28 protein-coding genes and 1 tRNA gene are annotated in these 26,156 nt (G+C 47.7%); 5 read left to right on the top strand and 24 right to left on the bottom strand.

From position 1 onward, the window contains the following. Window positions 1-17: 17 nt before the first annotated feature. The gene (locus tag MHN31_RS19140; protein WP_010386777.1) at window positions 18-950 is read right to left on the bottom strand and encodes a chemotaxis protein CheV; all 933 of its coding nucleotides are present in this window, start codon (window positions 948-950) and stop codon (window positions 18-20) included. A gap of 139 nt (window positions 951-1,089) precedes the next feature. On the opposite strand from MHN31_RS19140, the gene flgA reads away from it, so the two are divergent. The 3 genes from flgA (at window position 1,090) to MHN31_RS19155 (ending at window position 2,634) form a co-directional block, all read left to right on the top strand. Further along, entirely contained in the window at window positions 1,090-1,803 is a 714-nt protein-coding gene (gene flgA, locus MHN31_RS19145; RefSeq protein ID WP_239445076.1) for a flagellar basal body P-ring formation chaperone FlgA, read from the top strand. A gap of 71 nt (window positions 1,804-1,874) precedes the next feature. Further along, window positions 1,875-2,198 (top strand): flagellar biosynthesis anti-sigma factor FlgM, encoded by a 324-nt coding sequence (gene flgM, locus MHN31_RS19150; protein WP_049864732.1) that lies wholly within the window; start codon window positions 1,875-1,877, stop codon window positions 2,196-2,198. A 7-nt stretch (window positions 2,199-2,205) separates the two neighbouring features. Then, on the top strand, window positions 2,206-2,634 hold the full coding sequence (locus tag MHN31_RS19155; RefSeq protein ID WP_125562110.1) for a flagellar protein FlgN: 429 nt from the start codon (window positions 2,206-2,208) through the stop codon (window positions 2,632-2,634). Window positions 2,635-2,657: 23 nt separating this feature from the next. Here MHN31_RS19155 and MHN31_RS19160 read toward each other — a convergent pair whose 3' ends face one another. The 3 genes from MHN31_RS19160 to MHN31_RS19170 all read right to left on the bottom strand — a co-directional run bounded on the left by MHN31_RS19160 (window position 2,658) and on the right by MHN31_RS19170 (window position 4,116). Continuing rightward, window positions 2,658-2,999: a hypothetical protein gene (locus MHN31_RS19160; protein WP_194868433.1), complete on the bottom strand. Its 342-nt coding sequence runs from the start codon at window positions 2,997-2,999 to the stop codon at window positions 2,658-2,660. Further along, on the bottom strand, window positions 2,999-3,490 hold the full coding sequence (locus MHN31_RS19165; protein ID WP_239445077.1) for an ImmA/IrrE family metallo-endopeptidase: 492 nt from the start codon (window positions 3,488-3,490) through the stop codon (window positions 2,999-3,001). The genes MHN31_RS19160 and MHN31_RS19165 overlap by 1 nt, the downstream gene beginning before the upstream one ends. A gap of 131 nt (window positions 3,491-3,621) precedes the next feature. Next, the gene (locus tag MHN31_RS19170) at window positions 3,622-4,116 is read right to left on the bottom strand and encodes an LPP20 family lipoprotein (protein ID WP_239445078.1); all 495 of its coding nucleotides are present in this window, start codon (window positions 4,114-4,116) and stop codon (window positions 3,622-3,624) included. 134 nt (window positions 4,117-4,250) lie between these two features. Here MHN31_RS19170 and MHN31_RS19175 point away from each other — a divergent pair, with 134 nt between their 5' ends. Beyond that, window positions 4,251-5,441, top strand: a complete 1,191-nt coding sequence (locus MHN31_RS19175; RefSeq protein ID WP_239445079.1) for a flagellar assembly protein T N-terminal domain-containing protein — start codon at window positions 4,251-4,253, stop codon at window positions 5,439-5,441. A gap of 131 nt (window positions 5,442-5,572) precedes the next feature. Here MHN31_RS19175 and MHN31_RS19180 read toward each other — a convergent pair. The 15 genes from MHN31_RS19180 to rppH form a co-directional block, all read right to left on the bottom strand. Next, window positions 5,573-5,647, bottom strand: a tRNA-Arg gene (locus MHN31_RS19180). Between the two features lie 128 nt (window positions 5,648-5,775). After that, complete coding sequence (locus tag MHN31_RS19185; RefSeq protein ID WP_125562121.1) at window positions 5,776-6,435, bottom strand: FlgO family outer membrane protein; 660 nt, start codon at window positions 6,433-6,435, stop codon at window positions 5,776-5,778. 2 nt (window positions 6,436-6,437) lie between these two features. Next, window positions 6,438-7,091: a FlgO family outer membrane protein gene (locus tag MHN31_RS19190; RefSeq protein WP_125562123.1), complete on the bottom strand. Its 654-nt coding sequence runs from the start codon at window positions 7,089-7,091 to the stop codon at window positions 6,438-6,440. Window positions 7,092-7,102: 11 nt separating this feature from the next. Next, window positions 7,103-7,699 (bottom strand): FlgO family outer membrane protein, encoded by a 597-nt coding sequence (locus MHN31_RS19195; RefSeq protein ID WP_125562125.1) that lies wholly within the window; start codon window positions 7,697-7,699, stop codon window positions 7,103-7,105. Between the two features lie 68 nt (window positions 7,700-7,767). Beyond that, entirely contained in the window at window positions 7,768-8,454 is a 687-nt protein-coding gene (locus MHN31_RS19200) for an SPOR domain-containing protein (protein WP_239445080.1), read from the bottom strand. Window positions 8,455-8,466: 12 nt separating this feature from the next. Continuing rightward, entirely contained in the window at window positions 8,467-11,442 is a 2,976-nt protein-coding gene (locus MHN31_RS19205; protein WP_239445081.1) for a carboxypeptidase regulatory-like domain-containing protein, read from the bottom strand. A 14-nt stretch (window positions 11,443-11,456) separates the two neighbouring features. Beyond that, on the bottom strand, window positions 11,457-12,269 hold the full coding sequence (locus MHN31_RS19210) for a fimbria/pilus periplasmic chaperone (RefSeq protein ID WP_194868436.1): 813 nt from the start codon (window positions 12,267-12,269) through the stop codon (window positions 11,457-11,459). 63 nt (window positions 12,270-12,332) lie between these two features. Further along, window positions 12,333-12,788, bottom strand: coding sequence for a DUF4402 domain-containing protein (locus tag MHN31_RS19215; RefSeq protein WP_239445082.1), 456 nt, complete (start codon window positions 12,786-12,788; stop codon window positions 12,333-12,335). Between the two features lie 35 nt (window positions 12,789-12,823). Continuing rightward, complete coding sequence (locus MHN31_RS19220) at window positions 12,824-13,396, bottom strand: DUF4402 domain-containing protein (protein ID WP_228553458.1); 573 nt, start codon at window positions 13,394-13,396, stop codon at window positions 12,824-12,826. A 237-nt stretch (window positions 13,397-13,633) separates the two neighbouring features. Further along, complete coding sequence (locus MHN31_RS19225; protein ID WP_239445083.1) at window positions 13,634-14,248, bottom strand: hypothetical protein; 615 nt, start codon at window positions 14,246-14,248, stop codon at window positions 13,634-13,636. Between the two features lie 69 nt (window positions 14,249-14,317). Further along, entirely contained in the window at window positions 14,318-15,151 is an 834-nt protein-coding gene (locus tag MHN31_RS19230; RefSeq protein WP_125562140.1) for a thymidylate synthase, read from the bottom strand. Between the two features lie 152 nt (window positions 15,152-15,303). Beyond that, entirely contained in the window at window positions 15,304-16,098 is a 795-nt protein-coding gene (gene lgt, locus MHN31_RS19235) for a prolipoprotein diacylglyceryl transferase (protein ID WP_239445084.1), read from the bottom strand. A gap of 9 nt (window positions 16,099-16,107) precedes the next feature. Continuing rightward, complete coding sequence (locus MHN31_RS19240; protein WP_125562144.1) at window positions 16,108-16,920, bottom strand: sulfite exporter TauE/SafE family protein; 813 nt, start codon at window positions 16,918-16,920, stop codon at window positions 16,108-16,110. A gap of 66 nt (window positions 16,921-16,986) precedes the next feature. Beyond that, window positions 16,987-19,266 carry a phosphoenolpyruvate--protein phosphotransferase gene (ptsP, locus tag MHN31_RS19245; RefSeq protein WP_239445085.1) on the bottom strand — a complete coding sequence of 760 codons (2,280 nt, stop codon included), beginning with the start codon at window positions 19,264-19,266 and terminating at the stop codon, window positions 16,987-16,989. Window positions 19,267-19,359: 93 nt separating this feature from the next. Next, window positions 19,360-19,878, bottom strand: coding sequence for an RNA pyrophosphohydrolase (gene rppH / locus MHN31_RS19250; RefSeq protein WP_010386751.1), 519 nt, complete (start codon window positions 19,876-19,878; stop codon window positions 19,360-19,362). Between the two features lie 431 nt (window positions 19,879-20,309). Between rppH and mutH the strand changes: the two genes are divergently transcribed. Continuing rightward, window positions 20,310-20,984: a DNA mismatch repair endonuclease MutH gene (gene mutH / locus MHN31_RS19255; protein ID WP_343224709.1), complete on the top strand. Its 675-nt coding sequence runs from the start codon at window positions 20,310-20,312 to the stop codon at window positions 20,982-20,984. Between the two features lie 37 nt (window positions 20,985-21,021). On the opposite strand, the gene MHN31_RS19260 is transcribed toward mutH, so the two are convergent. The 5 genes from MHN31_RS19260 to mazG all read right to left on the bottom strand — a co-directional run bounded on the left by MHN31_RS19260 (window position 21,022) and on the right by mazG (window position 26,155). Continuing rightward, on the bottom strand, window positions 21,022-21,372 hold the full coding sequence (locus MHN31_RS19260; RefSeq protein ID WP_125562150.1) for a hypothetical protein: 351 nt from the start codon (window positions 21,370-21,372) through the stop codon (window positions 21,022-21,024). A 194-nt stretch (window positions 21,373-21,566) separates the two neighbouring features. Continuing rightward, window positions 21,567-21,929, bottom strand: coding sequence for a hypothetical protein (locus tag MHN31_RS19265; protein ID WP_125562153.1), 363 nt, complete (start codon window positions 21,927-21,929; stop codon window positions 21,567-21,569). 209 nt (window positions 21,930-22,138) lie between these two features. Continuing rightward, window positions 22,139-23,431 carry a phosphopyruvate hydratase gene (gene eno / locus MHN31_RS19270; protein ID WP_125562155.1) on the bottom strand — a complete coding sequence of 431 codons (1,293 nt, stop codon included), beginning with the start codon at window positions 23,429-23,431 and terminating at the stop codon, window positions 22,139-22,141. 185 nt (window positions 23,432-23,616) lie between these two features. Beyond that, window positions 23,617-25,251, bottom strand: a complete 1,635-nt coding sequence (locus tag MHN31_RS19275; RefSeq protein WP_125562157.1) for a CTP synthase — start codon at window positions 25,249-25,251, stop codon at window positions 23,617-23,619. Window positions 25,252-25,354: 103 nt separating this feature from the next. Further along, the gene (gene mazG / locus MHN31_RS19280; RefSeq protein WP_125562159.1) at window positions 25,355-26,155 is read right to left on the bottom strand and encodes a nucleoside triphosphate pyrophosphohydrolase; all 801 of its coding nucleotides are present in this window, start codon (window positions 26,153-26,155) and stop codon (window positions 25,355-25,357) included. Window position 26,156: the final 1 nt, after the last annotated feature.

Raw genomic sequence — 26,156 nt, forward strand, 5'->3', positions numbered from 1 at the left:
AGTATTACCGCCACTAATTAATCGCAATGAACCCATTTTTTCACGGCTGTTGCCAATTCATCGGGGTTAAATTTAGCAATAAAGTCGTCAGCACCGACCTTTTCGATCATTGCGTGGTTAAATACGCCACTCAATGAAGTATGTAAAATAACATGCAAAGGCGCCAGCTTAGGATCCGCTTTTATCTCGGCGGTGAGGGTATAACCATCCATTTCAGGCATTTCAACGTCTGATATCAGCAAGCCTACACGCTCAGTGACGTCATTCTGACAGTCCATCTCCGCAATCTCTTTTAACCGGATCAGGGCTTCTTTACCATTTTTGGCCAGCTCAGTCTGAACCCCCAAAGGTTCTAATGCCCGTTTAACCTGATTACGTGCAACCGCAGAATCATCGGCAATAAAGACGATACGCTCACCAAGGTCACGTTGCATTTCCCCATCAGCGACAATTTCCTGACTGACCTCGGTATTGATCGGACAGATCTCATTCAGGATCTTCTCTACATCCAGTATCTCTACCAATTCATTTTCGATTTCAGTCACTGCCGTCAGATAGGAGTAACGACCCGCACCGGAAGGCGGTGGCATTATTTTTTCCCAGTTCATATTCACGATTCGTTCAACCGCACCGACCAAAAAGCCCTGCACCGAACGGTTGTATTCAGCGATGATAATGAAGCAGTCTTTGATATTCTCAATAGGTGGTCCGCCGACAGCCAACGACATGTCAATCACGGAAATGGTTTGCCCCCGGATGTGCGCAACGCCGCGAATAAAAGCATTGGACTTAGGCATTGCCGTTAGGGGTGGACATTGTAGTACTTCTCTTACTTTGAATACATTGATCCCAAAGCGTTGACGCCCTCTGAGGCGAAATAGTAAAAGTTCAAGTCGGTTTTGACCCACCAACTGCGTTCGTTGGTTTACTGAGTCCAAAATACCTGCCATGTCATTCTCCTGCTATAAAACTGCTTATCGGAACAATGTTTGCTTGTACTCTACCATTCAAAGTCGCCCTTGAAGCGGTGAGGCAAATCACGCAAAATCTTTATACCTTGTTTCACCCCATAAGCATAGTCGAAACATCATGAGTTTGTTAAAAATTACATTATCCGCTTATTTCTTTCCCATAGTGGCATATTTTTTAGCCACGTCATTTGCTTATGGTCAAACCTATGAGTCAAAAGACATTGAAAAATTGGCAATAGACTTTATCTCGGCGCAGCTCCCAACGCCAACTCAGGCAGAAGAGCAACAACATGTGTCGGCACTGCCACTGGATACACGCATCCCTGAACGTCAATGCCTGCGTCCACTGCAAGTCGGCAGTAAGTCTAGCCCGCCATTTAACCGCCAGGTCACGGTCATGGTGCGCTGTGACGACCTCGAGTCCTGGGTTCAGTTTGTTCATGTAAAAATCGAAACACTGTTACCTGTCCTAGTGAGTACCCGAATGCTAGACAAAGGGGTGCTATTAACTGCAGAGGATGTAACAATCGAGATGCGACCCAAGCACTTTGTTCGGGCTGCCAATATTGACGATATAGCTTTGCTTATTGGCAGTAAAACCAAACGCCGCATCCAACAGGGCAAACCGATTAGCATGTTTCAGATTTGCATGATTTGCAAGGGAGATAACGTGACAATCCTCGCCAGTGATGGCACACTTATGATTAAAACCAGTGGTATTGCCTTGCAGGATGGGAACTTAGGAGAACAAATCCGAGTCAAAAATGCAAGGTCAGGAAAAACGGTGCTTGCACGGGTGAAAGATGTTGATTCAGTAGCAGTCAAAATCTGATTTTTTTGCTAAAGTAAGCGTACGGCTTGCCGATATAAAGGCTGAAGCAATTTAACTAACGGGTCATCATCATGGTAAACAACATTAACGGTCAAAATCAGCCGAACAATGTTGCAACAAATGCAAAGCAACAACGTGCTGAATTACAAAGAAATGAAGCAAGTAATACCGCTGCTAAACCGCAAGCACAGGTAAAAGCGGCTGCCGACTCAGTGAGTCTGACGCCACAAGCACAACAACTCAAGGGGCTGCAAGAAAAAGCGCAACAAGCACCTTCTTTCGACAGCAAAAAAGTCGATGAGCTGAAAAAAGCCATTGCCGAAGGCAAATATCAGGTAGATGGTGAAAAGTTGGCTAAAAATATTGCTGCCTTTGAGTTCGATTTATTTGGATAGAGTATAAGTGGACGATCAAACGGCACTGTGTGCCCACCAGCTAACAGCGCAAATTAATCTTCTGGAAGCTCTGACCCAGCTTCTGGATGATGAGTTGGAGGCGCTAGCTTCTCGCAACGGTGACAACCTGAAGGAAATCGCACGCACTAAGCTCACGACCTTAAACCAGCTTCAAAAGCTAGACAAAGATCTGTCCAAATATCCGCAAAGCACGTTTAGCCATGACGAAATAGTCCCCTTAACCGATCAGGTTAAAGAGTTATTATATCACTGTAAGAAACAGAATGACGTAAACGCACAAGCGGCACATCAGGCACAACTCACCGTGCGTGAACTTAAAGATATTTTGATTGGCGCGCCCACCTCAATGACCTATGGTCAGGATGGCAGTGTTGTCTCTAACATGGGTGAGCTGGTTAAAAACCTCAAAGCCTGATCCGTTAGGTCAGGTTGATCAGGTTATGCTTTTGTGGGAAACAAATTTTTGGTGATCACCAGGATCACGCCAAATACTTCGGCCAGAGTCCCTGCCATATATAAGTTAAGCGTCCACTCCTCAAAGTGCAATTTATCCATACCAACCAGCACCAGTACCAAATTCATAATGAATAACTGAACAACTAGAATACCGATAAACCACCAGGCGTATTTCTGCTTCAGGCCACGGTCTGACTCTGCATCTTTGACCTTTTGAACCTGCATGGGGTCCACATTGGTAAACTTATTTTCTTTAAAGTTATGCTTAATTTGTGCAGCAAGTGATGAGTGCTCTGCCTTTTGCGCTTCCCTGCTTTGTGTCATTACAACAGCTCCAGCGCATTGAGCTTATATTTGAGTGCCTCAACAGAAACACCAAAGTGAATGGCCATCTCAAAATGGGCGACTTTCTTACGATGCAGTCTTTTCACTTCTTCATTGGGCATCAACAAATTTGCCGCAAACTGATTAGCAAACACTTCTTCTTCGTCTTCGCCAGTTGACGCACTCGGTCCTCTGAGGTCGATGTATTCGTATTCTTTATCTATGTTGTCAGATTCGATGCGAGAAATATAATGACCCAGCTCATGGGCACAGCTAAACCGCTTACGATTTAAATGGTCGTCCTGATGCAGCACGATAACAGGATCGACGCCGGCTTCTTTGATCAACGCCCCGGACACTTTATCCGGCAACGCCATCTCAACAACTTCCAGCCCTAGTGACTTACAGATAGTAACAGGATCAACCGGAAACTGGCTGTCACACCATAAACGACTAAGCACTTTTTGAGCTTCATTTCTCGGGTCCAGCACCGACAAACCTCCTATTGACCTGACCATTCACCCCAGTCACGCTGAGGTAGTGTGTATATTTAAGCAGTATAAATTGAAGGCACACTGAAAGCAAAGGACATAATTTGCCGGTTTTATTGACTAAGCTGCGCTTAGTAATACGTTACCCGTTCCACCTTGCGTGGCTTAACCTCACCAATATACAAATCGTAAACACGCTTCATATCCAGCTCCAGCTCAGTGGTGTAAATATCCCCGACCGCATAGCTCTTCATGACCTTAGCACCACGAATAAGACCCTGCACCTGGCTGCGTAGACCATCATTTTGCGCCACAGCCCCCTGTACCGTTGTACTGGCACTTAATCTGTGGCCATATACCTGTTCAGCCAACTCACGGTAAGCTTCCAGTTTGGATACCTTAATAGCCATCAGCATTTTTTCGCTCTCACTACTACCTGGCTGTGAACTCAAAGGAGCATAGCCAACGGCCTTGAGAACCGGGTAAGAGTTGGGTTTCACATAGCTGTATTCAACATGTTTATCTATGATAGAGCTACATCCTGCCAGCCCCAGTACCGTTGCAACAGCACAGGACTTGAGCAGGCCGACTACCCGTTGATGCCAAAGCGCTCTAAACTGATTCATAGGGGTAACTCCTCTGTGTGGCCCATCGGCCATATCATCAAGTAAGCAATCTGTATGCACAAACCTTGCCAACACCATTGGCACGGGACTTGCTCAGATAGAACAGAGATTTGCAATCAGTTCGGTAATAAGTCATGAAATTGTCGCGTATTATGAGTGTGTTACTGGCTACCGCCAGTTTTGGGGCCAGCGCAGAGTGGTTTGAAGTCACAGGTTATGCCAATGCCCACACCGAAGATATGGCCGAAGCACGACAAGAAGCCGTGCAGGACGCCATTACGCAGGCGCTGATCTTCTCCGGTGCGACCGTATCCAGTGTCCAGACACTGGCTGACGGAGTGTTAACACAAGATCAGATCAAGATTAAAAGTCATGGCGAGATCCAGCAGATCAACCTGGTATCTGAGCAAAAACAAGATGGTATCGTCAGTGTAACGTTGCACTTAGATATTTTCCCCAAGCTGGAACAATGCACTCAGGCCGCTGTTGCAAAGCAAATAACCATCACGCAAAGCCAGCTCATTCAGCCACATCAGGCACGCCTGGGTCAAATTTTTGACATTGCCAAGGCCACCAGTGAACGACTGTATCATACCCTGGCACAACGCAAACTGACGGTGAAGCCCATTCCTTATCTGGATCATGCGATCAACGCCCGGCCCTTTTTCACTCAACGGTTTGAATATGATGAACAACTGATCGACTCTTTGACCACGTTAAGCAATAGTCAGTATGTGTTGATGAGTCAGATCACAGACGTCGCTGCCGGGGAACAAATGAATGATGATTACGCATTCTGGCAGGATGAGGAATACGTGCGCAGCTTTAAAATCGATTTTGTCGCATTCGATGCCCTTACCCGGGATAAAGTGTGGCAAAAGCACTATGCCGTCAGTGGCGTCTGGCCTTACGAAAAGACCAAGATTGTTGACGTCTATAGCGACACCTTTTGGCGTACCAATTATGCCAAACAGATCCAGAGCGTTTTTAACAGCGTGGCACAGGATCTGGACTCAGCCCTGTCCTGTTTGCCCAGCAGAGGCAAAATTTTACATCGCGAGCAGGGCAAGCTGGTCATCAATCTGGGCAGCAACCATGGTATTGAGATCGGCCAATTGCTGACGATCTCTCATCGTCGGGATATGCAAAGCGCAACCAACCAGTTTTTTGCACAAAGTATCAAAACACTCAATCAAGTCCGTGTCACTCAGGTGAATGCTCAAAATGCGATCGCCGAAAACATTTCAAAGCGCCCGCTGAATAATATTCAGATCAATGATTTGGTGGAAGTCATGGTACAAAAACAGGAAGACTTTGCGCTGTAAGCGCGATACTCAGATAGAACACACAGTGAGGGTTAATAACCCACCGATAATTTGGATTACCTATCCCATTTAAAGCCGTTTCTACTGAAGTGTGATTGCTATATCAGAGTTGATTTATAAAAGAAAAACGCTGGCGGCCCCTGCAGGAATCGAACCTGCAACTATCCCTTAGGAGGGGACTGTTATATCCATTTAACTAAGGGGCCGTGTCGCTGCGAAAAATACTAAGCGTTTTCGCTTAATTGGTCAACCATTTGATTATTAATACAATAAATGATTTTTTACGATGGGTGGGCCGCGGCAAAGGCAAAATCAGCGCTTTGCCGCTAAATAGCTATCTGGCCGCGGTTGCGCCTGAATCCAACACAAAATAAGGGATCGTCACCATGCAACTGGCAACTACGAGACGGCTCTCAAAGTCTAGCAAGCGCGCATTGACCTCAACACCCCTATCACGATAAATCATCGTGCCAGAGAGCACATGACTGGGGTCGGGTTTACCCGGCAAGGCTCTGCTATCCCGAGAAAAAACAAAATCACCGCTACGTGTGACCTGGATCTGTTGCTGCGACTTAAAATCCAGGGCCGCATAGCCGAGCTTCTGAAAAGCATGGATCAGGTTCTCAGACAGCTGATTACCCAACTGGTTGCTGCTTCGCAGCGTATCGTCAAAGCTCACAAAGCTCGTCACCGCCACCGAATGTGGATGTACGCCCAGCAAAGAGTCGGATAACTCCAGCGCTATCTGAGATGCATAGTTGGCGACCTGTTTACGATGTCGCTCGCTTACAAACCCAGGGTCAACGGGATACTCGGCCTCAGGCGCCTGTTCTTCCAAAGCCTCGTACAACACTTCTATTTCACGAAATTTAGCCACTTTAGGCGTCATAGCAGTAGTCGTCACTGTTGACGAAGCAGGTTGATTGCCCATCATCTGACAGCCGCTCAACATCACGACCGACAGCGTTAAGCCACTCAAAATGCGTGTTTTCATGATCACTCACCCGCTCTTTGTAACCGGATCCCGTCGTGGATCGCACCGTCTCTCAGTGCATTCACCACCGATTGAGGTAAAAACCCTTGTGCTGTACCGACCACCATTTTGCTTTGCATGCCCACTATCCGAGCGTTGACTAAGATCCCGCCCTGGTGATGCGACAATGTGCCTGCCAGCACGTATTTAAACGGTAACTCGTCAGACAGCTCTAAAAAGTCACGGCTGAAAATGAAATCACCATGTTTGGTGACTCGCATAAAATCCGTTGTTTTAAAGTCGATGACCGGCACGCCAAAATTATGCAGCTCGTGTATGAAACTTTCAGCAATCTGATTACCCAGCAAAGTAGCATGATTAAAGTCTTCATCTAAAAAGACAAAGCTCGATACCGCTACTGGTGTCTGATCATTAATGTATTTCACATTACTGACCATGTCTTGCATCAGCTTTTGTACGTAATGCGTCACGTTTTTGGCCGCCATACGTTGTGATACTGTCATTTGTTGCACCCCTCTGGGGTGCGCCTGAAACTGCTCCGCAGCACTAAACTTGCCAGGCGCCGCTGTTGTTTCCTGGTGCTTTGTCATGCCCAGTTGTGCACACCCAACCAAGGCAAGGGCAGGTAACACAAGCGCTATCACAGATTTTTTCATCTTTGTCTCCACTAATACTGGCCGCGATGTAACTTACCGTCTCGCATTTGGGCTTTTTCATTTCCCCACAATACCGCTTTGGGCACAGATATGGTCGCAGCGGATGCAGTGCGGCTGTCAAGCATAGTGATCAATCGCGCATTGATCGTGTAATGGTCATGGCTTTCACTGATGGTGCCCGTTAGCGCGAGGTCAAATTTATGACGTTCACGCAACAGCGTTATATCACGGTTTAATAGGTTATCGGCACTTTCCGACAAAGTTAAAGTGCGTTGTAACCGAAACTCTACCACTTCCAGCCCCATTTGCGTTACATAGCTGATCAGACTTTCCTGAACCTGAGTGCTTAAGCCACTGCCCTGGTTGCTCGCGACAGCATTACCCAGCTGGTCAGCAAGGTAAAAGCTCGTCACTGCGACAGTGGCGCCGGGCTTAAGCGGGCGACTGTGCTCCCCCAAAGCGGCAGCAAGTTGCCCCATATACTGATGTAATGTCGGCAAGGGGGGCGCTTGCTCCACCTTGTCTTGTTCCTGCGCTTTCATTATTCCAGCGCAGCCACTGAGCAGCACCGACAGGGCCAGTGCGACTATCACGGCAGGAAGTTGCATAATGATCACCTCTTTCTATTTGACGAGACAAATGCAAGAAGCGATCCATTATGCGGTTTACGGGCATGTTATAACGTGGTCGGATTGTCCGTGTAGTGACTTAACAAACACTGTGGGTGAAACGGTCTGAGCTCAGCGCACAATGCCTGCCCCTGCGCCTTATTTTCAAACGCGCCAAGTTTTAGCCGGAAATACCGTTGACCACGGACCTCCACTTGCTCGACATTAACCGGATGCTGCCGCAGTGGTGGATAGTCTTTTACCAGACGTTGGTGCACGGTTTTTAGCTGGCTTTGCTTTCTGGTAGAAGCCAGTTGTACTGCAAACTCAGCCTTTTTTTTACCAGCCACTGTAGGCCTCTTTTCAACGAACGCTTCCTTGACAGGTGCTTGTTCGGGTACAGAGACTTCAGGTACTTCAACAAGTGGCGTCGGCGCAGTCAAGCGCTGCTCGACGATGCCTGGCGACTTACTCTCTTGGGCGACCATCACCTCAGATTTTGTCCGTTGTGGATTTAGCGCTAACTGCAACTGTGTGCTTAACAAGTCAAGATCCTGCTCAATGGCCAGTAACTCATTCACTTGCGGCGCCACCTGTTGCCACAGCGCAATACTGTGCTTCATCTGCTGCACTTCTGCATTCAGTTGCGTGATTTGCAGCTCTAATTCGGCCAGTCGCTGGTCATCCTGACCATTACTGGCGCACCCACTGACCAAGCCCAGCAAAGGCCATACCAGATAAGGTAATAACTTCATAGCTCGCTCCCTTTATTGTTTTATTTCTGTTTGTTCAAGCTGACAAGGCACACCAGCTGTTTGCAATGCATTACAACGTAGTTGCAGTTGCGCTGTATCAACATCATTTTGCGTGAATGCAATCCCCAGCATGTAAGTCTCTGTCTTGTCGTCAAAGAGATAAAATGGGGGAGCAGTGATCAATTGACGGTGTCGCTGACGCAGTAACATGGCGTAGGTTTTTAATACCGGCAGAGAGGCAAAGCGCCCGACAGAGAGCACCGTGATAGCCTGAGTTGACAGAGGTGCCAGCTGCAAGTCAACTTCCACCAGCACATCCCCCTGTTGTGATAACGCCACTTCTACTTGCTCGCTGTGCGTCAGCCCGCGCTTGGTCGCATTGGCAACCTGTGCCCGATAGCGACCCGGCTTAATGTCTGTGAATACATAATATCCGTCATACGCCGCCTGGGTGCGTGCAATCTGAGCTCCTTGTTCATCAAGCAAAGTTACATCGGCGTAGGGCACAGGGGCGTTTTCAGTATCGGTTTGTTGATACACGACCCCCTCTATTTCACTGGTGTTGACCAAAGGGAGCTCCAAATACTCAACATAACCTCGCCGTGGTGTTATCGCCATCCCTTCAATCGCAGGGGTAACAAAAGGCATCGCAAGGCTGTCAGTATCAATCACCATATCGGTTTTTTGATTAACAGGCATACCACTGAGTAACACCAGCCCCTGCTCGTCGGTGGTGCCCTGCATATAGTTTTGTAATGCCCGCACTCTGACTTCGGGTACCACTTCATCTAACTCGTCAAACACCCCATTGGCATTGTGGTCCAGATAAACCTTGACCAACACCGCGCCATTGCTGGCCAATCGTCGCTGACTGAACAACAGCCGTTCGCTTTGAGGGTGATAACCAAAGCTAAACTGCCCATTTATCCCCACTTCCCATTCATCGTAACTGTCATAACTGAGCTGGCTGTTCAAACGAATTTTGTCGCCCAGCCAGTTCAAACCCAGTTCGCCTTTTTGATAATCAGTTTCAAGCGTCTCTCTGAAACTCAACTCAACGTTAAATTGCTCATTTAAACTGCGATAAAAACGCGTTTCATAGGCTATCAACTCAGTGTGTGGGTGCAAATCATAATCAAAAATCAGGCGACCAAATATACGCCCCAAGCGGGTCTGAAATCTCAACTGACCCGACGTTGCGTGGTCGCCAGCTGCATTACTAGATTGCCATTGCAACTGATTGCTGACATTCACCCGACCTAAAGAGAGACTTACTCGATTGGTCAGCAAAGTATATTCAGTATCCTGATCGGAGCGATTCCATTGCACCTGATTTTGATAAGATAGCTGCTTATTCAGGACATTTAACATGCCCGACATACGCATATACAGCCCTCGAGTTTCACGATGGTCATTATTCACTTTTGACGTGTTGAGCAATCGACGCTGTGTCTGCCAGCCCGCACTAATGGCCTGCCCGGCCCATTCAGTTCTGGCACTGAGTCTGGCACGGTGCTGCGACTCGCTGTCGTGGGATAAGTCCAGATTGAGGAGCATTTTTTTCCACAGACTTAGCGTACCACCCGTCGTGGCTGTGCGCTCAATAAGCGCTTCATTCGACAGCGCCTGAGCAATACCGGCATAGACCGACATGGAGTCAGACAGACCCAGGTCGTAACGACCGTGAAAATGCAGACCTGATTGCGTAGTCAGGGCAAAATCATTATTTAATATTGAACTGCCGTTGTCAGTGACGGACACATCAAAGTAGCCCTGACCACTTTTCAGTCCGGTGCCTTCAACAAAATAGCTGCGCTGCTCACGCTCTACCTGTCCTTGTGGCCCATATTTAACCAGTTCAAATTGATTACTACCAAAGTACAACGGGATACGGTCAAAATCATAACGACCTGTTTGGATCTGGAGTTGCTGCGCAACCAACAAATCATTGTGATACAACTCGACGTCCCAGCCAGCCTGCACCGAGCCACTGATCTGGACACTTTGCTCCTGTATTTCAGAATTCAGCGGCTTGTCGGACACTCGCACCCCAATACCTTGTCCGGTGGACTGCCCGGTACCAATATGGGTTGCCTGAATATCACCAACCTCTAACTGTGTGGCCTGCACCTGACCTAACAACCGCCCCTGGGCATCCTCCCTCTTCCCCTTAAAGCGACCCTGATCCAGCGCATCTCCCTCTGTGCCTGCAATAAAGTACTCTACATTCCAGAATGCCAGGTCATGTGCGCCCAACACCGAATAATAAAAAGCATCTTCATCATTGTCGCGACGATACCCGAACTGCGTGTCCATTAGGGGAGAAGATAATATTTGGTAAGGGTTAGGTTTCCAGGCGAGTCTAGAAGCTGAGTCGACGTTATACTGTGCAACCTTGCGATTAGCTCGTGCCTGACGCTCCAAAGCAGGCAACGGCAAAGGAGACTGTACCAACAATCTTTGGTCGCTATAGTTGAACTGAAGGTGCAACCCAAACCAGTCTGCAATCAGCGCAGGCTCAACGAAGACTTCGCCCTGTACATGGGAAATATCCTGCTCCGAAAGCCGATATTCCTGCTCGTTGACCCTGGCTCGTTTTTGCGCACTATCAAGTAAAAAAGTACGCTCAGGGCTAAGGTACCAGCCGGTAAAATAGTCAGGCTGATTGTCATCGCTGATGGCAAAGTCCAGCACGGCAAACAAGCTGCGTAATTCGACTTGCGCATCGCGCTTACTTTTGACCGCAAACACCTCACCCAGATACACCCCGTCAGCATAAACAGACAAGAACAGGTCTTCCCCTTCCGGGATCCCGGCCTGCTCAGGCTGATTACTCACCGTCAGACTGGCCTGTGACTGCGACAGTTTTGCCTGTATGCGTTGCAGCGTATTGAGAACCTCAGAGAAATCCTGTTGTGAGGTCCCATGTGCTGGCATTGTACTTGCGCAAATCAAAGCGAATACCACGCATGGTACGATTCTAGCCATTAACCAGCCTGTATTCAGGGCACAGTAATAGAGAAAATGCGCTCAGCAAATGACTGTCCTTGATATTCATCACTGCCTGTATAAACCACTTTTAACTGCCCGGAGCGCACTCCCTGGAACATGCTCGGTTCCAGCAGTTTCAGCTGCAATTGTGCCTGACTAAGTTCCGGGTAAATACTGAAGCTGTTAACCAGTGCAGCCTCCTCCCAGTTTGCTCCACTTTGGGCACGCCAGAAAACGCGCACTCCGCCAAAGGGACTCGCATCTCCCTTGCGTGACAAAGTCAGATTGACCGTTTCTAATTGGCCCGTCTGGCCACGGCTCAGAGTGGCTTCATCAATAGACACTTGAGGTGTGGATGCGGACTGACGGTAAAGCAGCGGAATGCTGTAACTCATGATCATATTAAGCCTGATCCCTACCCCTTCCTGATCCAGATCTTTTTTCTCTGGTAATGCCTGAAAGAACAGGTGCGAGCGATACTCTCCCACAGCCATGTCTCTTTGGCGGCGCAACGCCAGCTTAACGACCTGACGCTCACCTGGCGCAAGACGAACTTGTTTCGGTGTCATTCTGAGCAACCCACTCAGGCGCATGGGATTTTCCTGCTCAGACACATCTGTGTAGCCACCTTGTGGCAACGCCATTTTTTCTTTAAAACTCAAACGATAGGTTTTATATTCCTGACTACTGTTGATCAGAAACACCTTAGCACTGCGCTGACGCTCATCAAAGACAACCCGAGTGGGTGAAATCAATAAATTCGCGTAAACTTGTGCTGTCCAAGACAGTATTGCGAACAACACGACGTGGGTAATATACTTCATTGAATTTTGCCTATTTTACTGCTCATAGAGGCGAGTATCGGTGTTTCCCGGCTATTAGCTAAGTCAATAGCTTACTTCGATACTGACTGTAGTTGCATATTGACCATCGACATAAAGCGCTGCTGACCCCTGACTTTGTAACGTACCGCCAATTAACAGGCGGGCGCGGCCATCCCGGTCAGTGAATACCCTGGCAGGATGATGTAATTTAGTCACACTCAGTTTTCCCTCGGTGATGAGGTTACTATGCGCTAACTGATCATTGAGCAAATCAGTCGATATATTCAGATAAACACCCGCAGGAAACGATTCCAGCAGAAGTTCAGCCGGGTGTCCTTTTTTGATCACATGAATGCTGCCCGATGAGCTTGTGCCACCGCCTGGTGACACCACAACACTGCTCGCAACACTGGGGTCTGCCACGATTATAGTGCCAAAACTCAGATCCGCATTACGTACAATATTGGCCTGACTGCTCCAGCTGCAGAACAAGCCCAAAAGCACAGCCAGCATTTTCATGGGAGACCAGCGGACACCTTGTCCGCCTATACACACTAGTAGCTTAGCTCTACGTTAAAAGTGCCTTCATATTGACCATCAAGGTAATTGCCCTTATCCGCGCTTTCTGTCGTAAGCGTCGCGCCCACATTAAAGGCGATTTTACCATCGGCATCAGCCTGAAGCGTAGTCGTTGCAGCAGCGGGGGTGGTGCCAGAAGTTACATAATAAGTAAAAGCGCTCAACTTGAAGCTTGGTGTACCTGGTGGCAAACTTTGTGGCAACACATCCGTCTCAGTCGGGTTGGTAATGGTCAAAGAGGCATAGGGTGCGACACCATCAACAGTAAACTTAGCAGGAGTACCTGGCTCCAGAATCGCAATTTCGGCTTTTGACACATCAGTTGAAGCGGCTCGTGGTGCCGTATTGGGATTGGCAGAAATAATCAAAGTAGCCGTTTCTACACCACCCACATCACCACTGGCACGGATCGTACCAAAGCTCAGCGGCTCAGTATTTTCAAAAGTGAAAACATTTTTTACTGTTACTGACGCTTTAAACTCCGCAGGCTGTGCAGTAGTCAGTACCGGCATTGCAGCCAGGATTGAGAGTAGAGAGTACTTTTTCATTAACTTTTCCATCAGTAGGTCCTTTTTATCAAATAGCCGTATCCGTAATCGGCCAACAAATTTCGTGCACAGTGCATGGTCACCAAACACGTAAAACTACAACTTTATAGTGATTATTTATCATTAATCGAACGCCCTTGGGTAGAAAGGCGCTCAATTTGAATAAAAACACTACTCAGATGTCTAATATATCGTGACTAAATATAAAACTTCCAACTTTATTTCAAGTGTTTTTAGTTAGTTAACTAATTTACAGGGTTGACCACTGGCCTTAATTAAACGACAAAACAAGATACTTTCCTGCTCTGACCCAAACCCCGAAGCCTGTGTAAGGAAGAACTGGGAGCCATTTTGCGCAGGTGTTTGTGAATAAACTGTAACAGCATTAAATATCTCAGGATAATAACTTTGTATGAGTGAAAGAGATATCTTAATCCGTTGATTCTGTGCCTGTGCACGCGTATCTAGCAGATGACGACCAAATTGCACCACATACTGACTATGTCCCGATGTAGCAAAGGTATTCGTGACCGCTGTCGGCTCCGCCCGGTGGGTAGTAACAGACTTTTCTGACTGAGTCAGCTTTTCTTCAATTGGCTTAATCCCACTGGAATCAGATAACAAAGTCAGCAGCTGAGTCAGGTCCTGCTCCATCTTAGCCACTCGTTCAATACTAGCTTTGTGCTGATTGTAGGTTTTGATTAATTCAGCCCGGGCTAGCGCCTCGGCCTCTTCATCCGGTGATGGGTTTGAACTGCAAGCAGATAAGAGCACAGTGACTGCAAGTAATATCGCATACATTATCGCACGCGTTGTGGTGCGTCGATGACACATGCCGGAATGGATCAACATCGATGTCGTGCTCCTTTTAAAACAAGCGGCCTTCACTGGCCGCCTACAACATATTACGTCTTGAGTACCTTAAATTGCAACAGGCGCTTTAATGTTAGGGTCAGCATCATACCCCTCTATTGCAAAATCTTCGAAACGGTAATCATAGATAGAGTCTGGCTTACGCAGGATATTTAGCGTCGGCAGGCCTTTCGGCTCTCGCTGTAACTGTTGCTCAATCTGCGCCATATGGTTTGAGTAGGCATGCAAATCACCAAAGCTCACAATCACTTCTCCAGGCTCTAGGTCGCATTGCTGCGCCAGCATATGCACCAGCAGAGACAAACTGGCGATGTTATACGGCAGTCCCAGGAAGATATCTGAGCTGCGGATGTAAAGTTGGCCGGATAATTTGCCATCTGCCACATAGAACTGATAAAGCAAGTGGCAAGGTGGCAACGCCATACGACCAGCCTCTACGTTTTCCTGTGGACTCATAGACTCATCAGGCAGATACTCAACATTCCAGCCATGAAATAAAATACGGCGGCTATTCGGGTTGTTTTTCAATGTATCAACAACATAGTCAATCTGGTTAATCTCACCACCTTCTTTGGTCGGCCACGCCGTCCACTGCTTACCATAAATCGGGCCCAGATCTCCGTTTTCCAGCGCCCATTCATCCCAGATTTTAACGCCGTTTTCATTCAACCAGGTTTTATTGGTATCCCCTTTTAAGAACCAGATCAACTCATTGGCAATACTCTTAAAGTGCAACTTTTTGGTGGTCAGCAACGGAAAACCATCCTGGAGGTTATGACGGATCTGACGGCCAAATACGGAGCGCGTACCTGTACCAGTTCGGTCCCCTTTCTGGGTGCCGTTTTCTAATACATCTCGCAACAACTCCAAATACACTTTCATGCTTTACTCCTCAAAATGATCTCTCTATTGACCCTACACAAGGGATTTGTCTGGTACAAAAGTATACTACGTTCGCACGCCGGGGTAACTAATTCACGATGGGATTTATTGCAAGGCAGACAGGGACCCCGGGCTCGGGGTCCCGAAGTAGCTTAAGCGCTCGCTGTCGAGGTGCGCTTGTGGCTCCAAAGCATCAAGCCAAGGCCACCAATCATCATAGGTAAGGATAAAATTTGACCTTGAGAAATCATGCCAGCATACAAGCCAATATGCGCATCCGGTTCACGGAAGTACTCAACGATAAAGCGGAATGTACCGTAGCCAACCAGGAACAAACCAGCAATACTGCCAGCCGGACGCGGCTGCTTGCGATACCAGATCAGCATGATGAATAACACGAAGCCTTCCAAAAAGGCTTCGTAGAGTTGCGACGGGTGACGAGCAAGCGGGCCGCCTGTCGGGAAAACCACCGCCCAGGGCACATCTGTGGGGCGACCCCACAACTCACCATTGATGAAGTTACCAATACGCCCCGCCAACAGGCCCACAGGGACCATAGGTACTACAAAGTCGCCCACGGCCAACGGTGACTTCTTAAATCGCCATGCAAAGATAAATATACCTGCAATGACACCCAATGCGCCGCCATGGAAGGACATGCCACCCTGATCGATGCGCAGCAGGTACATCGGGTTTTCAAGGAAGAGGTTGAACTGGTAGAAAAATACGTAGCCAATTCGTCCACCCAGGATAACCCCCAACATGCCATAAAATAGCAAGTCACTAACTTCATCTTTAGTCCAACCCGAATTGGGCTTATCGGCTTCTTTATTCGCCCACCACATGGCAAACGCAAAACCGATTAAATACATCACGCCATACCAGCGCACACTCAGGGGTCCAATCGAAAAGATAATTGGATCGATTTCTGGAAACTGCAAAGCCATCGCTTTCCCTCAATAAAATAACATTTTTCCCGCAATCACCACGAGCAGTAACGCGAACACTTTCTTAATCACTGGCACCGGCAGATAGTGCGTTGCTTTGGCGCCCATTGGCGCGACAAACCAGGATGTCAGCACAATACCAAATAATGCCGGCAAATACACAAAACCGGCAAACCCGTCTGTTAATTTCAATGCCTGTCCACCCGACACGACATAGCCAACAGAGCCAAATAAGGCAATCACAATCCCACTGACTGCCCCGCAGCCTATCGCTCTGCGCATATCCACAGAAAAGTAGCTCAACAGTGGCACAATCAATACGCCACCGCCAATCCCTATCATCGCGGACAAAGCGCCCATCAGGGTGGTGATAGCGGTTAAAACCGGGCCAGGCGGCAAGTCGCGCGGCTTTTCAGGGGCTGATGATTGAGAACTGAAGACCATTTTAACGGCAATAAGCAACACTGAAATGACAAACGTCCACTTTACCCAGTGCACCGGGATCAGTGAAACCATAAAGCCACTGACTAAAGCGCCCAGAGCCACGCCCGTCATCACCCAGGGCGCAATCTCCCAGGGCACATTGTGATTTCGGTGGTGCGCCAACGCGGAGGAGGTTGACGTAAATAATATTGACGCCAAAGACGTCGCAATGGCCACAACAATCACATGTTCATTAGCCAGCACCTCGAAATACAATAAAATTGCCGACAGTACCGGGACGATGATCAAACCGCCGCCAATGCCTAATAACCCTGCAAGGAAACCAACCACACAGCCAAGCAAGGCGCAGCTCAAAATGAGTAACACACTGATTGTCATAAAGACGCTCTTATTATTATGGGCGCGTTATAGTAACGTATCTGAGCGAACGCCTCCAGTCGCGGTTCAGACAGTATCACTTTTGGTATAAAGTAACTCACTTAGCCCATGCGCTATCAGAAATTCACGTAATAGACGGTGAACCTGTTTGGCACTGGATGCCATAAGGCACTGAGTGAGCAAGGCTTCCATATCTTTTACCGCAAGCCGGCGCAGTGTCCACTTTATCTTATTCAGGGAGGAAATATTCATACTAAGACGACGAAATCCCATTGCCACAAGTAAGATGGCACCTTCCGGCTCACCACCCAGCTCACCACACAAACTAAATGGTAGCTCTAGCTGCTGACAGTCATCGGCAATTTTTTTCAGTACCCGCAGCACACTGGGATGATAAGGCTCAAACAACTCAGCCACCTGTGCATTGGCCCTGTCTACCGCCAGCAGGTATTGCGTTAAATCATTGCTACCCACCGAGCAAAAATCGACTTTTTCAGCCCATTCAGGCAATAAAAAGATACTCGATGGCACTTCAAGCATCACGCCGATGTCGGGTTTATCTATGGTATAAAATTGGTCGGCCCATTCTTCTTGTAGTTCAAAGTAGGCCTGTTCCAGCAGACCCAGAGCTTCATCAACTTCCTCGGTATGGCTAACCATAGGCAGCATAATACGTAAATTGCCCAGGCCCGCATTGGCTTTAAGCATGGCCTTGAGTTGATCTAAAAACAGCTCTGGATGATCAAGCGTAACCCGGATCCCTCGCCAGCCAAGAAAGGGGTTATCTTCACTGATATTAAAGTAGTCCAGTACCTTATCGCCCCCTATATCCAGCGTACGCATAATGACAGGCTCAGGATGATAACGAGCCAGCACATCGCGATACCAGCTCTCCTGCTCAGCCTGAGAAGGGAATTGTCCACGCTGCATAAACCAGGCTTCGGTACGATACAAGCCCACACCATCACAGTACTTAGCACTGAGATGCTCGGTCGATAAGTCCAGGCCGGCATTGAGCAACAGGCTGATCCGTTCACCATCCGCAGTGACAGAGGATAAATGGTGTTCAGCTTCAAATTTGTCGTGTAGCTGGCCCTCTTTGAGCTTGAGTGCGGAGTACTCATTACGTAACACGTCGGAAGGCGAAATGTAAACACGCCCTGCGTAAGCATCGAGGATCATATCTTTGCCATCGAACTGCAACAAGGGTATGTCTTCAATCCCCCAAATAGCAGGGATCCCCATTGCCCGAGTCAAAATGGAGGCATGTGAGTTTGCCGAACCGTGCACACTGATGACCCCTTTGAGTTTGTTTTTAGGGACCTCGGCCAGCATCGCGGGTGTCAGTTCGTTGGCAATTAAAATGGTGTTATCCGGGTAGCTCTTAACCATGCTCTCGGTGCTGACCAGGTGATGCAGAACTCTGAGCCCCAGATCTCGAACATCGACCGCCCGCTCTCGTATGTATGGATCAGACATGGCTTCAAACTGCGTCACCAGCTCAATAATCACATGCTTTAGCGCAGATTTAGCATTCCACCCCTGCTCCAGTTGCTGTTCAACACGCTGCCCCAGACTGCGGGCATCCAGCAGTTGCTGATACACTTCAAACACAGCAAGAGCTTCTTTGGGTAACGAATCGCTGAGAGTATTTTTCAGCACATGAAACTCTTGTCGGGTCGCAGCAACCGCCTGCTGGAATAATTGTCGCTGCTGATGTATCTGCTCACACTGCTGAGATTCAATACTGGCAAAGTCGAGTTTAGGGATAACGACAAAGGCTTCACCCAGGGCAATACCAGGCGCACTTGCAACCCCTTTAAGCACCGATGTTTTATGACTGGATGCATCCTGCTTCAGGACAGATTGTAATTCCACCTGCGCAAGTTGTGAGGCCAGCTGGGCAGACAGTGTAATTAAGAAGGACTCCTCATCATGGCTGAAGACGCGCTCTTCTCGTTGCTGAACCACAATCACGCCCAGCACTTTTCGTTGATGCACAACAGGTACAGACAAAAAGGCATTGTAGCCCTCTTCGTGCACCTCGGCGTGTAATTTGAATCTGGGGTGACTCTGGGCATGGGCGATATTGATGGGCTCTTCACGCTGGGCAACCAACCCAACCAGACCCTCTGTGAAGCCGACCCGAAATTGGCCAACGGCGTCCGGATTGAGGCCGTCACTGGCCATCAGTACAAAGTTGTCCTGACTATAATCGGCAAAGTAAACGGAACAACACTCAGTGTGCATTGCTTCCTTAACCATCATCACAAAGCGAGATAAGGCCGTTTCGAGGTTATCCTGCTGTGAGACTACCTCCGCGATGGTTCGTAATGTTGCTAACACACCTGACTCCTAAATTGGTAGAAATCGCTCTGTACTGCTCATTTACTCTTTCTGTTAAGCATAACCAAGACTGGTGACGATACGCTATGCTATCTAACGACGTCGCCAGTGGTCTTTATGTGCATGTTCTTTACGATTAAAAGGCATCGCAAAGGGGGCAAACTCTTTCATCACCCTGCGGTATACATCGCGTTTAAACGACACAACCTGGCGCACAGGATACCAATAACTGACCCAACGCCAATCATCAAATTCAGGGTGATGTGTGCGCATTAAGTCTACATCTTCATCTTTGCACTTGAGTTTCAGCAAAAACCATTTTTGCTTCTGGCCAATACACACTGGACTTGAGTCTTTACGGATCAGTCGCTTTGGTAATTTATAACGTAACCAATGTTTTGAGCTGGCAACGATTTCCACATCTTCCGGTCGTAGCCCAACCTCTTCATGCAGTTCACGGTACATGGTCTGCTCGGGCGTTTCACCTTCATCCACACCCCCTTGCGGAAACTGCCATGAATGCTGGCCATAGCGCCGCGCCCAAAATACCTGCCCCTGATTGTTACAAATAACAATTCCTACATTGGCACGAAATCCTTCGGCATCAATCACCTTAAGTGCCTCGTATATTTGTTTGATATGATTTTGATTGTTCCACAACTCAGAGCACTGGGCAAATTTAATTCCTGCTTTTACGCAACTTACCCACAACTTGTGCATAAGTTTGACTAATCATGATGATTTTACAAACAAATCCACAATAACCTAGTCAAATTTGCATTTTCTCCACAGAATCTGTGGATAATTATGTTTATATACTTGTATTTATCCAATGGATGGCCATTTTTGACTCTGAATGATGTTGGATGAAATTTAAAAAAGCCATATAAATCAGAAAATTAAATCTAGATAGTGAGAAAGTCACAGCTTAAAGAATAACCCACAGAGAAGGCGTTCAAAAAACACACAAATCTGTATTAATCCACATTTCCTAATTATTTTTGTTACCATACCAGGCCAATCAGATAGTGACGAGCCAGACTGTGCAAAAGCCAACCCCACCCCAATCCATTGCTGAACTCATGACCCGTGTAGATGCCATTGCCGGGCAGACCCTGGGGGAACTGGCTGCCCAGTTTCATTTTAAAACCCCACAAGATCTGACCCGGGAAAAAGGCTGGCCTGGCCAGCTCATTGAATATGTGTTGGGAGCCAGTGCAGGCTCTAAACCAGTGCCTGACTTTGAGTTTATCGGTGTCGAACTAAAAACCCTGCCCATAGGCTATAACGGCAAACCACTCGAAACCACCTATGTGTCAGTGGTTCCCCTCACCAATCTGACCGGTTTACGCTGGCAAGACAGTACCGTAAAGAAAAAGCTCACTCATGTATTGTGGCTGCCGATTTTAGCAGAACGAGACATCGCCCCGGTTGATCGCACCATAGGGACTGGCTTTTTATGGCAACCAACTGCGATTCAGGAGCATCAGCTACAACGAGACTGGGAAGAACAAATTGAATTAATTGCACTTGGGCGTGTAGATGAAATTAGTGGCAAACTTGGTGAAGTAATGCAGATCCGGCCAAAAGCCGCCAATAGTAAAGCGCTGACAGACGCCATTGGTCCACAAGGTAAACTGATAAGAACCCTGCCACGCGGGTTTTATCTGAAAATGCAGTTTACACAGGGGATTTTGTCGCAACAGTATGCTGGTTGAGCCTGATTGAGTACGTCAGGCTCCCTGTATCAAATAACTATTTTTTCAAACTGATATGGTAAAAGCCATGATCTTCAAAAGTAACCCAGCTTCCTTTGTTACAGTCCGCTGCAGTCCCTTTGCTGAAGTATACTACCACCTCTTTTTGTGCACCAAGTGCAACCAATAAGCTACTGTATACCGCGTTACAGAACTTGCCTTTTTCCGAATCGTTTAAAAAACAGATCCCACCATTACTTACTACACCATCTATAGAAGCATACAATCGACTATTCGCTCCCAGTGATACTGAACTCACTTTACCTTTGCATGAGTAGTTTGCAAATGCAGGTGCACTAATGCTGGCTGCAACCAAAGAAATAGACGCAATAAGTTTTTTGAATTTCATAATTAGTCCTTTATTAGTTATTATCTGGCCGGGTATGATACAGGAACATAAAGTGAATTGCACAAAAAAGCCGCGTTAAATTACGCGGCTTTTTATCTGGTCAGATTGATTACTGACTTTTAAACCAAGGCATATTAGCTAAACAACTTGTGGGTTAATGGCAGAACGCATCATTCCCACAGCCGCTTCAATGGTTATTTCTTCAGAGCAAATTTTTTCATGCCCAGTTTATCTAACGAAATCCATCTTCCTGTTGGACAGGTTGTGGTGTCTTTAAACCAAAAAGTGACCTCCTGCTGAGTTGTCAAAGCCACCAATAAAGCGCTATAGATACCCTGACAGTATTCACTTTGGCTGCCATTCAAATGGCAAATACCTGCATCGTGTGCTCTGCCACTAGATCCATTCCAGTTGGTCATTGTAACCAGTAATCGACTACCCGGGTCCAGCTGAACGTTGCTTACTTTTGCCGTACACACAGCTTCAGCCGCATTTACGTTAGCTGAATATCCAAATGCGAGTGCGCCGAGCATAAGGCAAGAGCTTAAATACTTCATAATTTTTGATGGTTCCTATCAGTTCCGAGTGAAAGCCTGTTGACGAGTTCAGACTACTAAGCTTCACAATAAAATTGAGGGACATTATATTGATTTTGTAGAGCGGAATGAAGTTCAAATGCTGTGGATGAGCTAACTGCATAATAGAAAAGGCCAGCAAAAAATGCTGGCCTTTTCTATCTAATTTAGGACGGATCAGATAACAGAAATTACTGACCTTTGATCTCGCTACGACCTTTGTAGACAGCCTTATCGCCAAGCGCTTCTTCGATACGTAATAGCTGGTTGTACTTAGCAACGCGGTCAGAACGACACAGTGAACCTGTCTTGATCTGGCCAGCTGCTGTACCCACAGCTAAGTCTGCAATCGTTGCGTCTTCTGTTTCGCCTGAACGGTGAGAAATAACCGCTGTGAAGCCTGCATCCTGCGCCATCTTGATTGCATCCAGTGTTTCAGACAGTGAACCAATTTGGTTGAACTTAATCAGGATAGAGTTACCGATCTGCTCATCGATACCACGCTTAAGGATCTTCGTGTTGGTAACGAACAAATCGTCACCGACCAGCTGTACTTTATCACCGATCTTATCTGTCAGGATCTTCCAGCCAGCCCAATCACTTTCGTCCAGGCCATCTTCGATAGAAACGATTGGGTAACGTGCTGCCAGATCAGCCAGGAAGCCTGCGAAGCCTTCAGAATCGAATGCTTTGCCTTCACCCTGCAGGTCATATTTGCCGTCTCTGTAGAACTCAGAAGCTGCACAATCCAGCGCCAGCGTCACATCCTGGTTCATTTCATAACCTGCTGCGGCAACCGCTTCAACGATCACTTCCAGAGCTTCTTCATTTGATTTAAGATCTGGTGCAAAGCCACCTTCATCACCTACAGCGGTATTCAGGCCACGTGACTTAAGTACTTTTTTCAGGCTATGGAAGATTTCTGCACCCATGCGCAGTGCTTCACGGAAGCTTTTCGCACCAACCGGCTGAACCATGAACTCCTGAATATCAACGTTGTTGTCTGCGTGCTCACCGCCGTTCAGAATGTTCATCATAGGTACAGGCATAGAGTACTGACCAGCAGTGCCATTGATGTCTGCAATGTGTTCGTACAGTGCAACACCTTTTTCCTGAGCAGCAGCCTTAGCGGTTGCCAAAGACACTGCCAGAATCGCGTTTGCACCCAGCTTTTCTTTGTTTTCAGTGCCGTCTAAATCCAGCATCAGCTGATCGATTGCACGTTGTTCCAGGGCATTGTGTCCGTTCAGGGCTGCTGCAATTTCATTGTTCACATAGTTTACCGCAGTCAGTACACCTTTACCCAGGTAACGAGCTTTATCTCCGTCACGTAATTCAAGTGCTTCGCGAGTTCCTGTTGATGCACCTGATGGTGCACATGCGCGGCCCCATGCGCCCGACTCTAAATGAACATCGGCTTCAACGGTAGGGTTACCACGTGAGTCCATAACTTCACGGCCAATCACTTTTACGATTTTTGACATCTTGATTCCTCTTTTCCCAAAGTGGTGAGTGTGTTGTGTGTCTGCTTTCGCATTGCTATATAACCGCGCTGGGTTTATTGATGGCCCATGAAAAGCGGCGCCTGACAGTTACATAGCAATGCGCTGGATTATTTAACGCATTCGGTAATTAAAAAAGCCGTGCACTGAGGCACGGCTTTTTATTATTAAGAGTCAGCTTTTTGGTAGCTGAACGCAGCTGCAACGAAACCCTCAAATAACGGGTGGCCGTCGCGTGGCGTAGAAGTAAACTCAGGGTGGAACTGAGCGGCAATAAACCAAGGATGATCTTTATTTTCGATGATCTCAACCAGCTTTTTGTCTTCCGACAGGCCAGTGAATGCCAGACCAGCCTGCTCAAGGCGCTCAACATAATGGTTGTTCACCTCGTAGCGGTGGCGGTGACGCTCTGTGATCTCCGCATTGCCATATACGTCGCGTACTTTTGAACCTTCTTTCAGGTGACACAGCTGAGCACCCAAGCGCATTGTGCCGCCCAGATCCGACTCTTCGGTACGGGTTTCAACCTTACCATCAGCATCTAACCATTCAGTGATCAGACCAACTACCGGATGAGGTGATTTGGTATCGAACTCAGTCGAGTTAGCACCTTCCAAACCCGCTACATTGCGTGCGTATTCAATCAGTGCAACCTGCATTCCCAAACAAATGCCCAGGTAAGGTACCTTGTTTTCACGAGCATATTTGGCCGCCAGGATCTTACCTTCAACACCACGGTTACCGAAACCACCCGGTACCAAAATCGCATCCAGATGCTCGAGCAGTTCAGTGCCTTTGCTCTCGATGTCCTGTGAATCAACATACTCGATGTTTACGGTCACTCGATTCTTAAGTCCCGCGTGCTTAAGTGCTTCATTGACTGACTTGTATGCGTCTGGCAATTCAATGTATTTGCCGACCATACCAATGGTCACTTCACCAGTCGGGTTTGACTCCTGATATAACACTTGTTCCCACTCTGACAGGTCCGCTTCCGGTACATCCAGATAGAAACGACGACATACCAGGTTATCCAATTCCTGAGATTTAAGCAGCGCAGGGATTTTGTAGATGCTATCTACGTCCTGCAATGAAATAACGGCTTTTTCTTCTACGTTCGTGAACAATGCGATCTTAGCGCGCTCATTGGCTGGTAATTTGCAGTTTGAACGACAAACCAAAATATCCGGCTGAATACCAATTGAACGTAGTTCTTTAACAGAATGCTGAGTTGGTTTAGTTTTCACTTCGCCCGCAGCGCCCAGGAAAGGCACTAAGGTCAAATGCATAAATAAAGCATGCTCACGGCCCAGCTCAGTACCGAGCTGACGGATCGCTTCAAGAAAAGGTTGTGACTCGATGTCACCCACAGTACCACCAATTTCAACAATGGCGATATCGTGGCCTTCAGCCCCTTCAAGTACACGACGTTTAATGTCGTTGGTGATGTGTGGGATCACCTGGATAGTCGCGCCTAGGTATTCACCTTTACGCTCGCGACGCAGCACATCTTCAAAAACACGACCTTGTGTGAAGTTGTTACGGCTGGTCATTTTGGTGCGAATGAAACGCTCGTAGTGACCTAAATCCAGGTCAGTTTCTGCGCCGTCTTCTGTCACGAAGACTTCACCATGTTGGATCGGGCTCATTGTGCCAGGGTCAACATTGATATAAGGATCCAGCTTAAGGATAGTGACGTTTAAACCACGCGCTTCTAATATTGCAGCTAATGAAGCAGCAGCAATACCTTTACCCAAGGAGGAAACAACTCCGCCCGTTACGAAGATAAATTTTGTACTCATGCGAACCCTAGAATATCAGGAAAAATGGAATTTAAATAAGAATCAAGACGGGGCAATAGTATAGCAAAAACGCTAGGGGCAATCCAGCGAAAAATCACCCCCTTTAATTATTCTCACCTGAACGCTGACGTCGCTTGACCTCTTCCCAGGCATCATCCATTTGCGCCAAACTGGCGTCAGATAAGGCTATCTGTTGTTCCGCCAGAATACCTTCAATGGCGCTAAAACGGCCAATAAATTTGTCACTCGCGCGACGTAGTAGCTGTTCCGGGTCACGTTTTACATGTCGCACTACATTCACGGTGGCAAACAACAAATCTCCCAGCTCCTCAGCACTGTGCTCAGACAGCGGGTCCTGACTCAGTGCTTCATTCACCTCAGTGACCTCTTCAGCCACTTTATCCAGCGCGCCCTGATAAGTAGGCCAGTCGAACCCCAAAGAAGCCGCGCGCCTTTGAATTTTCGCCGCCCGCGAAAGAGCGGGCAGGTTTAGTGGCACATCGTCACCAAAGCCCGTAGACTGAGCACCACGCTCAGTGTCTTTGATTGCCTGCCACTGCGCCTGTAATTCGGCGTCACTCAATGTCGCATCCGGTGTATCAAAAACATGCGGGTGACGGCGTACCAGCTTATCGTTTAGCCCCTTCACTATGTCTTCAAACTCAAACAACCCGGCTTCTTTACCCAACTGGGCATAAAATATCACCTGAAACAGTAAATCCCCCAACTCATCTTTGAGCCCGGCAAAATCTTGCTTTTCTATGCTATCGGCCACTTCGTACGCTTCTTCCAGTGTATGTGGCACTATGCTTTCGAAGGTCTGTTGTTGATCCCAGGCGCAACCCTTTTGTGGATCGCGCAGGGTCGCCATGATATCCAGCAACTGCTGTAACGGGGCACTCATA

The organism is Pseudoalteromonas sp. McH1-42 (assembly GCF_022347845.1).
Taxonomy (GTDB): Bacteria; Pseudomonadota; Gammaproteobacteria; order Enterobacterales; family Alteromonadaceae; genus Pseudoalteromonas; species Pseudoalteromonas rubra_D.

Excerpts from the sequence above, each read along its gene's own strand:
- MHN31_RS19260 (WP_125562150.1), bottom strand. The coding sequence starts at position 21,372 with ATGAAATTCAAAAAACTTATTGCGTCTATTTCTTTGGTTGCAGCCAGC.
- MHN31_RS19185 (WP_125562121.1), bottom strand. The coding sequence starts at position 6,435 with ATGAAAACACGCATTTTGAGTGGCTTAACGCTGTCGGTCGTGATGTTG.
- MHN31_RS19225 (WP_239445083.1), bottom strand. The coding sequence starts at position 14,248 with ATGTTGATCCATTCCGGCATGTGTCATCGACGCACCACAACGCGTGCG.
- MHN31_RS19210 (WP_194868436.1), bottom strand. The coding sequence starts at position 12,269 with ATGAAGTATATTACCCACGTCGTGTTGTTCGCAATACTGTCTTGGACA.
- mazG (WP_125562159.1), bottom strand. The coding sequence starts at position 26,155 with ATGAGTGCCCCGTTACAGCAGTTGCTGGATATCATGGCGACCCTGCGC.
- MHN31_RS19190 (WP_125562123.1), bottom strand. The coding sequence starts at position 7,091 with ATGAAAAAATCTGTGATAGCGCTTGTGTTACCTGCCCTTGCCTTGGTT.
- MHN31_RS19275 (WP_125562157.1), bottom strand. The coding sequence starts at position 25,251 with ATGAGTACAAAATTTATCTTCGTAACGGGCGGAGTTGTTTCCTCCTTG.
- MHN31_RS19230 (WP_125562140.1), bottom strand. The coding sequence starts at position 15,151 with ATGAAAGTGTATTTGGAGTTGTTGCGAGATGTATTAGAAAACGGCACC.
- MHN31_RS19140 (WP_010386777.1), bottom strand. The coding sequence starts at position 950 with ATGGCAGGTATTTTGGACTCAGTAAACCAACGAACGCAGTTGGTGGGT.
- MHN31_RS19175 (WP_239445079.1), top strand. The coding sequence starts at position 4,251 with ATGAAATTGTCGCGTATTATGAGTGTGTTACTGGCTACCGCCAGTTTT.
- MHN31_RS19205 (WP_239445081.1), bottom strand. The coding sequence starts at position 11,442 with ATGGCTAGAATCGTACCATGCGTGGTATTCGCTTTGATTTGCGCAAGT.
- flgM (WP_049864732.1), top strand. The coding sequence starts at position 1,875 with ATGGTAAACAACATTAACGGTCAAAATCAGCCGAACAATGTTGCAACA.
- eno (WP_125562155.1), bottom strand. The coding sequence starts at position 23,431 with ATGTCAAAAATCGTAAAAGTGATTGGCCGTGAAGTTATGGACTCACGT.
- MHN31_RS19170 (WP_239445078.1), bottom strand. The coding sequence starts at position 4,116 with ATGAATCAGTTTAGAGCGCTTTGGCATCAACGGGTAGTCGGCCTGCTC.
- MHN31_RS19195 (WP_125562125.1), bottom strand. The coding sequence starts at position 7,699 with ATGCAACTTCCTGCCGTGATAGTCGCACTGGCCCTGTCGGTGCTGCTC.
- MHN31_RS19215 (WP_239445082.1), bottom strand. The coding sequence starts at position 12,788 with ATGAAAATGCTGGCTGTGCTTTTGGGCTTGTTCTGCAGCTGGAGCAGT.
- MHN31_RS19220 (WP_228553458.1), bottom strand. The coding sequence starts at position 13,396 with ATGAAAAAGTACTCTCTACTCTCAATCCTGGCTGCAATGCCGGTACTG.
- lgt (WP_239445084.1), bottom strand. The coding sequence starts at position 16,098 with ATGGCTTTGCAGTTTCCAGAAATCGATCCAATTATCTTTTCGATTGGA.
- MHN31_RS19160 (WP_194868433.1), bottom strand. The coding sequence starts at position 2,999 with ATGACACAAAGCAGGGAAGCGCAAAAGGCAGAGCACTCATCACTTGCT.
- flgA (WP_239445076.1), top strand. The coding sequence starts at position 1,090 with ATGAGTTTGTTAAAAATTACATTATCCGCTTATTTCTTTCCCATAGTG.
- MHN31_RS19265 (WP_125562153.1), bottom strand. The coding sequence starts at position 21,929 with ATGAAGTATTTAAGCTCTTGCCTTATGCTCGGCGCACTCGCATTTGGA.
- MHN31_RS19200 (WP_239445080.1), bottom strand. The coding sequence starts at position 8,454 with ATGAAGTTATTACCTTATCTGGTATGGCCTTTGCTGGGCTTGGTCAGT.
- MHN31_RS19240 (WP_125562144.1), bottom strand. The coding sequence starts at position 16,920 with ATGACAATCAGTGTGTTACTCATTTTGAGCTGCGCCTTGCTTGGCTGT.